The following is a 12965-nucleotide window of genomic DNA, read 5'->3' as shown; positions in this document are numbered from 1 at the left end:
TATTAGGTTAAATAAATATTAAGCAATTCTTCTTTCAGTATAATGAATGCTGTATTGATATTCCATTTTGAGTTAGTACTCCATGTTATGGCATTAAAGAATTCATTATTATTTAGAATAATATCTGCTAAAGGTCTAATTAGACATCCTTTTTCATATTTAGATTCTATTGAATCATAACTGTACCTACTTAACAAGACGGTTATACTGAGCATTAGTAATTTATTAATTGGGGTTCTTCGTCCACCAATTCCATCAGGAAATACTTTTCTAAAAGTATATTCTTGAAATAAATAATAAGAGCATTTTAGGGCGTTTTCGTAGATATTAATGTATTTACCAACATCCTTTACCTGATTTAAATAATCAACAAAACCATCTAAAGTATCATCCATATACCCATTATAGTTTCCAATTGGATTTGATGCATTATATTGATCGTAAAAATAGATAAACCTAAGTGCCGCTTCTTGAGCTTCCATTCTAGTGTCTTTAACACTTCCATTGGTCGCATTTTTAAAAGCATCAGATTTCACCATTTCATGTAAAACATTTTGCAAATGCGGCCTGGATAGACAGTTTCTTATTTCTTGGTTATTAAGAGGTTTCCCTCCTGTATTTAATCTTTTGAATAAATCATATTTAAGTTTACTTGGTGAACGATAATCTATCACAAAACACATAATCTGAGTTTGCCCAAATCGTCTTAATCTTAAAGGAGAAAGAACGCTTTCTAATTCGGAATACTTTTTGTTGTTGCATTTCTCTAAATATTCCAAATTTGATAATACAAGTTTGTCCTCTAAAAAATGTTTTATAGTTGTCAATCTTTGCAAACCGTCAACAATTGTTAATCTTCCGTCTTCATATTGGCTTAAATATATAGATGGCAAAGGTAGGCCAAGAAGAATAGATTCAATTAACTTACTTTGTCGTGTTTTATCCCAGATAAAATTTCTTTGAAAATTAGGCGAAAGATCAATATCACCGTCATTTATTAAGTCAACAATTTGTCTTAAAGAAAATGGTTTGTTTTCAACAAAAATATCGTCAGGACCATAACCTGGTTTTGATAAATACCCAGAATCAAAATCTGATTCATTTTCAAATCCTTGAGATTTCGCTTCAAGCCAAGCTGAGGATAATCCAACAAGCCTTTCTTCTACGATAGATTCATCTTCTTCAAAAGGATATTTATTTTGATCTGATAGCGAAAGATTCCCCTCTTTATTATTAAGTTTATATTTAAACTCTTCATTTCCATAATTAGAATATAGAAATAAATCACCTTCACCCAAATCAATAACCGTAAAGGGGTATTCAATGCTTTTTCCTTTTACTGTAAAACGAACTTCTAATTCCATACTTCTAATATTTTATAATCATATTTTTTGTAATCGTTTTATCTTTATGCAAAGATATGAATCTTACACTATAAATTCATTTAATTCGTCTCTATACACTTCCCATTGAGGTAATTGAGTGTTTAGTGTTGAAATATATAGTTCATTATGTTGCCGTTCAATTAAGTGAGCGAGTTCATGGACGACAATATACTCAATACAATGAGTTGGTTTTTTTGCCAATTCAAGATTAAAAAGAAGTCTTTTTGTTCGTGTATTGCAACTTCCCCATCTTGTTTTCATTTGTTTTATTTCCCAGTGTTTAGGAGATACTTGTAATATTTGCGACCATTTCTCAACCAAAGGCGATAAAGTTTCCCTTAGCTCTTTTCGATACCATTCCTTCAGGACTTCTGCTCGCTTAACAACGGTTGAATCTTCTCTCACATAAAGATTGATAAACTTTTTCCCACCTAATCCAACTTTAGGAACGTCTTTGTGATATATGACTTTTAAGCGATAGCGTTGTCCTTTGAAGTAATGGTTTTCACCTGAAACATATTCTCTAGGAGTTTGCCTTGCTTGCTGAAGGACTTTTTCCTTCTGTTTATTTATCCAACTTAGTTTTGAAATGGCATATAAACGCACGGAATCGGGTTTCATCGTTTCCGGTGCGGAAATATGAACCCTTCCATTAGGAGGATAAACCGATAAGTGAATATTTTTAATCTTTTTATATTCAACTTCAATCGGAATGTTATTTACAACTATTCGCTCCATTAATATTCTCCTTGCCCTTTCGCAATGTTTAGAATATCAGTAACTCTCTCATTGTTTTCTTGCAGTTCCATAGCCTTAGCGATAGCCCGCCTTACTTTTTTTGTTTTTGTCGGCGGAATCCCATCTTTCCATCCATCCATTGCATTTGTAAGTATACTATTGTGGACAACTAATGTCAATTCTTCATCTTTATCTAAATTATCATATAAAGCTTTTTGTGCATCAGTCTTTATCTTTTCCGGATATGTGAATTGAGTTTTATTTTTATTGTTCTGAACAAGTTCAATCAGCTTTTTGATATGCTCTTTATAATCTGTCTTTCCCTGTTTGACTTCATCTATCAACTTTTGTAAAATATCCGATAACTTATCATAATATGCAGGATTGTTTGGTCTTTCATAAATGAAAACCTTACGCATATTTGCCTGCAAAGTTTCTGCTATGGATTTCAAATTGTTCCGAATTCCTTTAGGTAGTTTTCCAAAAGCATTCTCTCCTGCTATTGCGACCAAATCAAGAAATGAAGTATCATTAAATTCCAATAATTCCTCACTATCATCAGCTCTGACATAAGCATCAATTAGCTGACGCATGGCAGGGTCGTACATCTTAAGGTCTATAGCATCAGCGCTTTTTAGTTTAATCTCGTCTTTCAGATCATTATAAAAATCAACCTGTTCTTTTATTCTAGATGCTTCTTCCTGAGTATATCCGGCAGCATAGATATCATTAGCAATATCAATGTATTTTCTGACCAGATTACTCACTAACTTATATAACTTATCACGTTTTTCTGCGTTGTCCTCTCTCTCTTTTAGTTGTAGTTCATAAGGAGTTGATTCGCTGTAAACGAAGTATTCAAAAAACTTTTCACGAGTTTGCGGATAAACAACCTCGCACAATGTAACAACTGCCTGTAATGCATCTTCTAGTGCTTTTCGACCTTCTTGAAGGCGATCGGTAAGCAGTCCCTGTATGTCTTCTTGGTCGTACTCTTCAAATGCTTCGGTTGTATAATCTTTAATAGAAGAGGCTATTGAGTTGAATAAATCCTGATAATCTATAATATAACCATAATCTTTTTCTTCACCGTTCACTCTATTTACACGGCAAATAGCTTGAAACAGATTATGATTTACCATATTTTTATCAATATATAGATATGTTGCCGAAGGCGCATCAAATCCGGTTAATAACTTATCAACTACAATAAGGAGTTTCATTGAAGCTGGATTTTCTATAAATTCTTTTTTAGCCCATTCTTCATATTGTTCCGGCGTTTTACCATCCAACATTTTTTTGTAGATATCAAACTTGAATTCTTCTTCGGTTTTTCCTTCACCTACACATTCGCCTTTTATGTCGTTCAGTTCTGCACCATAGCTTGTAACAACCGCACAATATCCTTTCAATGTTGTTTCTTGAAATACTTCCCAATAACGACAAGCTTGATAAATGCTGTCGGCAACAAGCATGGCATTACCATAACCACCCGCTAAGGCTCGCTTAGTATCCATATCTTGACAAATATCAGCAACAATACGTTGTATTCGCTCTTTACTGCTAAACAGTTTTTCCATACGAGCCCAACGTTGCTTCAATATAGCAGAAGCAACATTGGAAAGGCCTAACGTTCGCTTCTCAAACCATTCGTCTATTTTGTTTTTATTACCAAGATATTGCTCCACATTTCGAGCTTCATACCGTAAGTCCAAAACAACCTTATCTTCTACGGCTTCATTAAATTTGTAGGTATGGATATAGCTACCAAAGGTTTCTAACGAGGTCTTTTTTTCTGTTTTCAACAATGGAGTTCCTGTAAAACCGACCAACATCATATCATCACCCATGATTTTTCTCATAGCTTCGTGCATGTAACCACCTTGAGTTCTGTGGCACTCATCTACAAACACATACAAATTGCCTTTAGCCTTAAAATCGGTAGGTAGCGAATTTGCAACTTCTTCCAAATACTTATCTAATGGTTTTCGACGTTTTTTGCCATATATGTCTTGTTCTTCGTCGGCTGAACCCTTTCCGAATTTGTGGATAAGTGTGCAAATAAGCCAAGGATTGGCATTATTCAGCATACCAATTAATTGATAACCACTTTTAGCTCTTTTTACTTCTTCGCCTGCATTTTTGAAAGCATTTTCGATTTGCTTGTCTAATTCATCGCGGTCGGTTATGATTACTACACGTGCGTCATCTATATTTTCATGGATCCAACGTGCAAGCCATATCATTGTTAGACTTTTGCCGGAACCCTGTGAATGCCAGATTATACCACTCTCTTTATTTCTAGCACGAGGTTGTGCTGCTTTTATTCCAAAAAATTGATTTGGACGACATGCTTTTTTCCGTCCCCCGTCGAAAATAATGAAATCATGGATTAGCTCTAAGATACGCTCTTTATCAAAGACCTGAAGAGTACTTCTATCTAATTCATTTTTCTCTTTAGAATTACTTTCTTTCCAACGAAGCCAGAATTTTTCGGGTGTATCAATTACTCCATAATATAATCCTTCGGTATCATTGCCCGCAAAAAGGAACTGCATGGTAGTGAAAAAATGAGGAATAAAAGCATCTTTCTGATTATCCAGATTTTGACGGATACCATTGTGGACAGAGCTCGTACAACGTTTTAATTCAATAACACCTAAAGCAATACCATTGACATAAATGACCAAATCTGGACGTTTTGTTGCTTTTTCTTTTCCTTTTATGGTTACTTCTTCTGCTATGTAGAAATCGTTTTCGTGAGGATTATTCCAATCTATCAAATGGACGAATTTCTTTTGCTCACCCACTTCTGGCAAGATATTTATTCCATAGCGCAAAAGATTATAAATTCTCAAATTGGCTTGATACAAGCCGTCACTCAAATCATTCGCACCACGTTTAAGAATTGCGATTGCTTTAGTAATTTCGGAATCGGAATATCTTTTCTTTTTTAGATACTTCTTCAACTGTTTTTCTTCTATATTACTATTCTCACGATCTTTCCAATCGCCCAGAACAGTATAGCCTAAACGTTTCTCGAATAGTCCGATTAAACGTTTTTGTGTCCGAATTTCTTTTTCGCCAATGTGAGAATCCATAGGTCTTATATTTTAAATAGTCTTATACTCTCATTGATTGCTCTTTGAATGTGTACATCTGAAAAATGCGGTTTATCTAATTTTGCTTTCCATTTAGGTATGGAAGAAAGATATGTTTTCACTGTACTAACAGTCACTTTTACTCCTTTTTCTTCCAAATCGTTTATTGCCATATCTACCGTTGCTAATGTTTCCAAATCCCACGGCTTGCATTTTCGAAACTCCTCAATCCACTTCTGAATATCTGCTCCATACCATTGGATAAAATAATCTACTGCTTCTTGGATCTTTTTTTGAGGGATAAAAGCATCATAACCCTTAGTATCTTTTACCAAATCGAAATATTCATTCTTTTTTCCAATTTTTTCAGGACCTCCATATCTTGATTTGGGGTTATAAGGTCCAGCAGCGAACTTTTTGTAATCAACAACTGTACAATCATATTTTCTATGAATAAGATATGATAGCTTTGTGTACATAAAACGGGATAATGGTTCTGCTGCTGAACCAAATTTATCGACCAAGAAACCGATTATAACTGCTTCCTCAAATTGCTTACTATGTTTTTTCTTATTATCTGTCGAATAATTCTTAATTTCTGCCTCTTCTGCTTCTGAACAAGAGGTAGTATTTATCAACCGTACTTGTCCAGTTAACAACTGCTGCATCATTCCCGATTTTATATTCAGATATTTATCCCGCTTCTTCTCTAACTGCTCAATTTCATTATCCATATCAGTTAGAATTTGAGCAATAGCTGTTTGCTCTTGTTTTGATTTAGGAATTGAGATCTCAATATTCCTCACTTTCTTTGAACTTACTTCTAAGAATGTACTACCAGAAGCATTTTTTAAAAGTTCCTCTTTTTTTGTGAGCATAAGATAATAAATAAACTCACTGCTAACCATGTCTTTACATATGATCGATTGAAAACCTTGATTTGTTGCAGCTGGTGTTTTTATAATCCCCATGTCTCCTATTCCGGCTCTTGAAGTCAACAATATTGTATTAATAGGTAAAATAAGGGCAGATGAACTTCTTAATCCCATTTCAGTTATTTTTCGTAGGCTTGAAAACAAATATTTATGGCTTCCAACTTCTGTTGGAGTAAACCAATTTATTTCACCATCCCAAAAATCCGAATTGAATGTACTAGGCGTTCCTCCTCCGACAATGTAACTAACGTCACCTAATTTCTTAATTTCCCAATTTGCTTTTGGAGTAAGTAACTCCTGCATTGCACCTTGTTTAATATTCTTTTTCTTTTCAACCTGTTTATTTAAAACATCTATCAAAGCATCAATATCGGAAAGGGTTTCCGCTATGGCTTGTTGCTCTTGCTTTGAAGGAATTGGGAAATTGAAGCTTACAAAATCTTTTTGATATAAATGGTTTATTGTAGAGCCTGCAATCAATTTGTCCAAAAAATCATCGAAATATTTTGATTTAAAAATGAGCGATAAAAATGTTTTGTCAATATCCTTGTCTAAAGGGCGTACAACAAATACGCCACTATTTAATGTACTAGGATATGGCAATTCATTCACAAATGCGACTTTACCGATTGTTCCATCTTTAGTTATTAACACATCACCTATTTGTACTTGAATATATCTATCTTGTTCATATCTATACTTGGAAACAAATGAACAAGTCTCCCAACAAATAGTACCATTTTTAAAATCAGTTCCTGTAATTAAGATAAACTCTCCAAATTTTTGATATTCTGATTTTGTTAAACCTTGCCAACCAATCCTTGCTTTAATTGAGCATGAATTGGCAATATTTCTTATTTGCCAATCCGTAGGAATAACTCCGACTTCTGTATCTTTATATCCTTTTTTGAGTACTTTCATAACTGAAATCCCATCTTTTCCAAATGTTGCATTACTTTAGTCTCCAACAGATCTACCTCTTTGTTTATTTCTGGTAGAGTTTGTTCATAACGTTCTTCCAAACTTTCTAGCTGGCTGTTTAATGATTGACTTACTTGTTGGATTTCAGAGGCTAATCTATTCCCAAAAGCTACTAACCATTTGTTTGTTACTAATTTCTTTATTTCTTCTTCGGAGAGAGAGGTGTACTTCTGAAGCACTTGCTCCAACAAGTCGGAATTATTATCCTTCAACTGCTTTTTATAACCGGCAATAATATTGGAATGATTGATATATTCCTGCAATATTTTAGCTTCTTTGCCTTCTGCTATTTTCAGCCTTTTCTGCACATTTCCTTTATTTAGTTTATTATCCGCATAATTACTTGCATCTAAATAGGAGTCGGAATATTCTTCTACCAACTCATTCAGGTTAGTTTCTGTGCTTAATAGCTTTTCTTCTAAAAAAGCGATTTTCTCTTTTTCGGTCGAAAAGTATTCATCTACAATACAATCAACAGGAAGTAAGTCGCATGCAATATCCTTTATTGTTTTGGCTTCCTTTTCTTTTTTCGGCTTTTCCTCTGCCCATTCTTTCTTCTTTTTCTCTATTGGTTGAGGTACATAAGTTTGTACTTTCCAACCGTCTGATTCAATTAAATAAAGGTCGTCCTGAAGTGTTTCCGCACAATAATTCATCAATTGGTCGTACACATCATACTTATCAACCAATTTAGAATTAGCAAATTTTTCCAATACAGAATCACCCATGTCTTCAATCATTTGTTTGGGATTGAAAGAATTTGGTCGGAGAGTCTCGAATTGAGGCGACCAAATATGGCTCCATTCCGCAAAACTTTGGAACAGCTCTCTATGTTGGTTATCAAAATCAGGGTGATTGTTTATTGTTTCTTTTATATTTTGTTTATCAGGGATAAATTGGAAAAATCCTTTTCTGTTGTCCTTCTTAAATAGGACTTGTTGTAAAGAAGGACATGCTTCCCAATAGCGATAAAACTGTTTTATATCGTGTTCCGGAATACCTCCTTTTAGATGAGCCTCAATGTTATGGATTACTTCATCGTTTTCTGCATCAATATAGCGAGGCAGGTTCAAATTATATTCATTTTTCTTTATCTCTTCGTTTTTTACAAATCGGGCATAATGAAGCACATTTTCAAAAGCATCCCATGTATCAACAATGCGCCGAATATCCTGTTCCCGTAAACGGTTTTTATTGCCATCTTTGACAAATCCATTTTTGGCATCTATCATAAATATGCCTTTACGGCTTGCTGCATCTTCTTTATCAATAATTATAATGCAGGCAGGAATTCCTGTTCCGTAGAAGAGGTTTGAAGGTAATCCAATAATTCCTTTTATATAGCCTCTTTTTATAAGATATTTTCTGATATCAGCCTCAGCATTACCTCTAAACAAAACACCATGCGGAAGAATACATGCTCCTTTTCCTTTATCTTTCAACGAACGAATGATATGAAGCAGAAAGGCATAGTCGCCATTTTTTTCGGGAGGTACTCCTATCATGTGTTCATTCCAACGTTCATATTTATCATTTGTCTTTGCACTCTTAAGCCATGATTTCTGTGAGAATGGAGGATTTGCCACGGCGTAGGAGAATGTCGTTAAATTATCATCTTTTATAAATTGAGGATTGTTAAGCGTATCGCCGGAACGAATATCATAAGTCTCATACCCATGTAATATCATATTCATTTTCGCCAATCCCACAGTAGTAATATCATACTCCTGCCCATACAAAGCAGCACCATTCGACGCTTCGGATAAAGCGCGTAGCAATAGCGATGCCGATCCGCATGTTGGATCATATATGGACACATTGGGGCGTGTTTCCTTATTTAATCCGATCACTTTTGCCATTACTCTGCTTACTTCCGCAGGAGTATAAAACTGTCCTTTACTCTTTCCGCTTTCAGTGGCAAAGTGCTTCATCAAATATTCATAGGCATCACCCATTAAATCGTCATCACTTGCTTGATTTTTCCCAAAATTCAATCCTGAGGATTGAAATATGCCGATTAAGTTGCTTACTGTCTGAACTAAATCTTTCCCTTTGCCTAACTTGCTCTCATCGCTGAAGTCTGCCTCTTTAAACATCCCGTCTAAATCATTGGCTTCTTCCCATGCCGCAAGTTTAATATTCATTTGTTCGCCAATGTTCGTTTTTCCCTTTAGGTTGACCATATCATCAAAAGAGCAACCTTCAGGAACTTCTATCAGCGATTCTACATTATATTTTGCTTTATCTGAAACGTATTTAACGAATAACAGAGTCAATACATAATTTTTGTATTGACTAGCGTCCATCCCTCCACGCAGTTCATCACAACTACGCCAAAGAGTACTATATAATTCTGATTTTTTAATTGCCATTTTCGTTTTCTAAGTTATTTTCTTCAGTCAATAAATCTTTTACACTTACTTGAAGTAGCCTTGCTATTTCATAGAGTGTTTCTACACTTGGTTGCTTTCGGTTGCAAGCATAAGCATTCACTATTTTGAAGCTTTTACCTAATTTTTCAGCAAGCCATGTCTGTTTGATTCCTTTTTCATTGAGAATCTTTTTTATACGATTCATGATTAAGAATTTAATTTGGCTTCAAATATAGGATTTTTTTTAGGATATTTGTAGGAACCAGCCCAAATTTACGCCATAGTTACATTTTGATATATATATATCATCTTTTTAGATTTGTTAGACATCCCTTGTGTGGAAAGGCTAAATAAAACAATGATTTTAAGAAATTTACTCTTTTTATAGGCGAAAAAGAAGACATTTACTAAAACCCAAGTTTGGCATTTCCGTTTCAGGTTTAGAATATAATCTTGTCTCACAAATTTAAATTGGGCTATTATCGTCCGAAACCTCGCTTCGGTTTCTTCTTTTTTCTTTTCACGGGAATTTGTTGTTCATCGTTGTTGTTAGATTCATGAGTAAGTAAATCTAATACAGAGGATAAACCCAAATTAGGGATGCTGAATATTTGTTTTTCTTCATTCTTGCTTCCTTGATTTTCAAGCTGTATATTTGTCAGAATATTGTTTTGTTTGTTTTTATTCAATTCTATTTGTATAACTGTGTTTCTACTTTCATTACCAATTTGCCGTTCCAGCATATCGAGTTGCTCGGAGATACTATAATTCTTCATTGTGTTATAATACTCAAAGGATTCGGTTAATTGCCTATTGTAGCCGAATAGCTTATCGAATCCTTGTTCTACTTGTTGAAATAAGTTCACACGATCAAAGCCGCCTTTGATTATTCCCTTCTCGGCGTTCTTGTGATTAGTAAGCGGGGATAGCTTTTTCTTATTGGATTGGTCTTTCCGGCTCACTATCAAATGGCAGTGCATATTCAGCTTATTATCCGAACGGCTACGATCAAAATGAATCTTACCGTAAAACTTTATATCCGTAGCAGATAGTTCTTTATTAAAGTTGTTAGCATATTCAGGGATAAATACCTCACGAATATAGCGTTTCATGGCTTCCGTTTGCTCCTGCTCTGTGTTACCTATCGCCTGAAGTTCCTTTTCCGATGGGCTGACATGGATAGCGTAAAACTTAGCATCAGTTTTTAGAAGTTGTCCAATATTAGTATCTATATCTTTTATGACGGTTGATTTATAGATATTATCCTCCGTCAGATTGAAAAAGCCATCAGTATAGATTCCTTTCTCTATCCGTTCTAAATCTTCATGTTCTAAATAGTTAGCTAGCTGTCGGCTACTTCCAGCATTATTATACGTTCCATTTGATGGTGGAGCAAAGTCTATATACATAATCCTATGTATTTATCAAATTGCTGATTTCGGTTTTTAGATTCTCTTTCCTTTTGCTATCCATCACACCACAAGCGGAAAGTTCCGAATAGAGTTGTATCAGGTGGAGTAGTTTCTTATAGTTCCGTTGGTGTATCTGATAAAGTGCATTTATCTGTTTGGACTGATTGTTTATCACATCAGCATGATTACAGAACTGTTCACTTAGCTTTTTAAGCACGGCTGTTTGTCTCTCCTGACTGGCTTCCAGTTGAGAGAGAATAAGAGTTTCTAAAGTTTTACCGATAGCATCAAAACGCAAAGCAATAGAATTTGTAGCCCGTATCATGGGATTCAGTTGTTCTTCCTCATAGTGACGGATGAAACGTATAATATCATCCTGCCTCTTATTTATTTTCGCCAGTTCTGATTTTACAGATTCAGGAGCTTCGGATGGATTGATATGCGCCTTATCTATATACCCGAACGCCAACTTTACAACTTCACTCTTTTTCAGTGAATAGCGTTTGCATATCTTCTCTACCAAAGCTGCCGTTTCCTTGTCTATGGAAATGGTAGTGAATATCGTTTTTCGACTGCTGTTTGGCATGGTAATTACTTTTTTATAGAAATATGAATAGATAAATTCCTGATAATAAGCATTACAAAGAAAATGCTTATTACAGGTGTCATTACAGCGTGTTCTTGTAACACGCTAAAGCCGAAGGCTTTGCCCCGCAGGGCAAGAGGGAAGAACAGGACTTGCCCAGTTCCCTCTTGCTCGATTTAGCGAAACGGGCTGAACCGATAGGTGAAGCAGTTTGTGCTAAATCGGGGTGGTGACATAGAGAAATAGCCTAAGCACAGACTTCTTTCCTCTGCTACCTTTTGCTTTCAGGGCTGATCGGCTAACTGATTGGCTTTTTCAAACTGCTTATAGGTTTGAAAATCGGCAAATTCACGAACAAAAGCCCGAATATCACTCGCTCTATAGTACGTTTTCCGTCCGATGGTAAAGTAGGGTAGTTTCCCTTTTGCCCGATAACGTTGTAGAGTTCTGAAAGATGCTTTTAGCAGAAAGGCTAAATCCTGATTATCCAATAGTTTCTCATTTTCATCTAATACGGTGTCGGTATTGATAAGGGATTTCAGGTCTTGCCCGATTTCGGTGAGTTTCTTTGAAAGTGTTGCCATCCACTTCTCGAAGTTTTCGTTGTCTATATACATTTTGCTTCAATTTTAAGTTCAACATTATTATTTTCAATCGATTGATGAAGCAAAGTTCCGCAAAACAAGGTTACAGAAAAAGAGGAGTAGCTATCTACTCCCCTAAAAACAGTTTTTAAAATGCTATCAATAAGCGAATTGAAAAATCATCTTTTCTAATCTTTACGGTTCTTACGTTTTTTGTCTTCTTTAATAATGGTATTTCGTAAAGCATCTAATGTTTTGGTAAGATTGTATTGCTTACGATTAAATACTTCGTTTACCTTATCATAAATACTACCGAATTTCAGATTGAAAAGCTGTTCAAAGCCACGAGCCAGACGAACTTCTGGAACTGGCTTTCCATCTTCTCCGACTATTTGCCCTTGTAGAAACAGGGCAATAACGATTTCTGCAATACCAATAATCCCCAAGTCTTTTGACTTAGGGATTACATATAGATCGGACTTGAACTCTGTAGTAACAGATGAAGCGAATTGTTCGGGATGATTTATTTTAAGGTTGATTAATTGCAGTTCAGAATCAATCAAGGATAATGCTTTGTGGATGTATAAATTTTTAAGCGCATTTTTTCCCCTGCTCGCATTGATATAACTCTTTTAGGGGTGCTATCTCAATACGAGTGAGATTTAGCGTCCGAAAGATATGAGAGTAATCTTCTGAATAGCTAATTGTTACTATCTGCTTAATAAATTCCTCATAAGCATCTTTCATTTCCGTGTTAATTACTTCTTTTGAGGTATCAGCTAATAAGATGAAAAACCTCGTCTTCAATAAATCATTCATAGGCATAAATTTTAAATTGTGGATAAATTATTTATATATCAAAGCGTTAGCT

The 12965-nt window shown here is 34.9% G+C and carries 11 protein-coding genes; all 11 read right to left on the bottom strand.

Annotated elements, in window-relative coordinates; genetic code table 11:
• Nucleotides 1-2: 2 nt before the first annotated feature.
• On the bottom strand, nt 3-1364 hold the full coding sequence (locus HC965_RS23560; RefSeq protein WP_191033769.1) for a DUF262 domain-containing protein: 1362 nt from the start codon (nt 1362-1364) through the stop codon (nt 3-5).
• Between the two features lie 63 nt (nt 1365-1427).
• A complete protein-coding gene (locus HC965_RS23555) occupies nt 1428-2123 on the bottom strand; it encodes a M48 family metallopeptidase (RefSeq protein ID WP_191033768.1) in 696 nt (231 codons plus the stop codon).
• On the bottom strand, nt 2123-5224 hold the full coding sequence (locus tag HC965_RS23550) for a type I restriction endonuclease subunit R (protein WP_191033767.1): 3102 nt from the start codon (nt 5222-5224) through the stop codon (nt 2123-2125). The genes HC965_RS23555 and HC965_RS23550 overlap by 1 nt, the downstream gene beginning before the upstream one ends.
• A gap of 5 nt (nt 5225-5229) precedes the next feature.
• The gene (locus tag HC965_RS23545; protein WP_191033766.1) at nt 5230-7080 is read right to left on the bottom strand and encodes a restriction endonuclease subunit S; all 1851 of its coding nucleotides are present in this window, start codon (nt 7078-7080) and stop codon (nt 5230-5232) included.
• Nucleotides 7077-9512, bottom strand: a complete 2436-nt coding sequence (locus HC965_RS23540) for a type I restriction-modification system subunit M (RefSeq protein WP_191033765.1) — start codon at nt 9510-9512, stop codon at nt 7077-7079. Before HC965_RS23540 ends, HC965_RS23545 begins: the two co-directional genes overlap by 4 nt.
• Nucleotides 9502-9717 carry a helix-turn-helix transcriptional regulator gene (locus HC965_RS23535; RefSeq protein WP_191033764.1) on the bottom strand — a complete coding sequence of 72 codons (216 nt, stop codon included), beginning with the start codon at nt 9715-9717 and terminating at the stop codon, nt 9502-9504. Before HC965_RS23535 ends, HC965_RS23540 begins: the two co-directional genes overlap by 11 nt.
• 274 nt (nt 9718-9991) lie before the next feature.
• The gene (locus tag HC965_RS23530; protein ID WP_191033763.1) at nt 9992-10921 is read right to left on the bottom strand and encodes a DUF5712 family protein; all 930 of its coding nucleotides are present in this window, start codon (nt 10919-10921) and stop codon (nt 9992-9994) included.
• 4 nt (nt 10922-10925) lie between these two features.
• Entirely contained in the window at nt 10926-11510 is a 585-nt protein-coding gene (locus HC965_RS23525) for a BfmA/BtgA family mobilization protein (protein ID WP_191033762.1), read from the bottom strand.
• A 284-nt stretch (nt 11511-11794) separates the two neighbouring features.
• Nucleotides 11795-12127, bottom strand: a complete 333-nt coding sequence (locus tag HC965_RS23520; protein ID WP_191033761.1) for a helix-turn-helix domain-containing protein — start codon at nt 12125-12127, stop codon at nt 11795-11797.
• A 155-nt stretch (nt 12128-12282) separates the two neighbouring features.
• The gene (locus HC965_RS23515; protein ID WP_191033894.1) at nt 12283-12717 is read right to left on the bottom strand and encodes a hypothetical protein; all 435 of its coding nucleotides are present in this window, start codon (nt 12715-12717) and stop codon (nt 12283-12285) included.
• Nucleotides 12686-12919: a hypothetical protein gene (locus tag HC965_RS23510; protein WP_191033760.1), complete on the bottom strand. Its 234-nt coding sequence runs from the start codon at nt 12917-12919 to the stop codon at nt 12686-12688. Before HC965_RS23510 ends, HC965_RS23515 begins: the two co-directional genes overlap by 32 nt.
• Between the last annotated feature and the right edge of the window lie 46 nt (nt 12920-12965).

Origin of the sequence: Bacteroides sp. GM023, from assembly GCF_014750685.1 — a bacterium.
Classification (GTDB): domain Bacteria; phylum Bacteroidota; class Bacteroidia; order Bacteroidales; family Bacteroidaceae; genus Bacteroides.
Note: the sequence above shows the minus strand (reverse complement) of the source record. Positions and strands in the feature narration are given on the sequence as shown.

Excerpts from the sequence above, each read along its gene's own strand:
- HC965_RS23550 (WP_191033767.1), bottom strand. The coding sequence starts at position 5,224 with ATGGATTCTCACATTGGCGAAAAAGAAATTCGGACACAAAAACGTTTA.
- HC965_RS23530 (WP_191033763.1), bottom strand. The coding sequence starts at position 10,921 with ATGTATATAGACTTTGCTCCACCATCAAATGGAACGTATAATAATGCT.
- HC965_RS23555 (WP_191033768.1), bottom strand. The coding sequence starts at position 2,123 with ATGGAGCGAATAGTTGTAAATAACATTCCGATTGAAGTTGAATATAAA.
- HC965_RS23525 (WP_191033762.1), bottom strand. The coding sequence starts at position 11,510 with ATGCCAAACAGCAGTCGAAAAACGATATTCACTACCATTTCCATAGAC.
- HC965_RS23545 (WP_191033766.1), bottom strand. The coding sequence starts at position 7,080 with ATGAAAGTACTCAAAAAAGGATATAAAGATACAGAAGTCGGAGTTATT.
- HC965_RS23535 (WP_191033764.1), bottom strand. The coding sequence starts at position 9,717 with ATGAATCGTATAAAAAAGATTCTCAATGAAAAAGGAATCAAACAGACA.
- HC965_RS23520 (WP_191033761.1), bottom strand. The coding sequence starts at position 12,127 with ATGTATATAGACAACGAAAACTTCGAGAAGTGGATGGCAACACTTTCA.
- HC965_RS23510 (WP_191033760.1), bottom strand. The coding sequence starts at position 12,919 with ATGCCTATGAATGATTTATTGAAGACGAGGTTTTTCATCTTATTAGCT.
- HC965_RS23540 (WP_191033765.1), bottom strand. The coding sequence starts at position 9,512 with ATGGCAATTAAAAAATCAGAATTATATAGTACTCTTTGGCGTAGTTGT.
- HC965_RS23560 (WP_191033769.1), bottom strand. The coding sequence starts at position 1,364 with ATGGAATTAGAAGTTCGTTTTACAGTAAAAGGAAAAAGCATTGAATAC.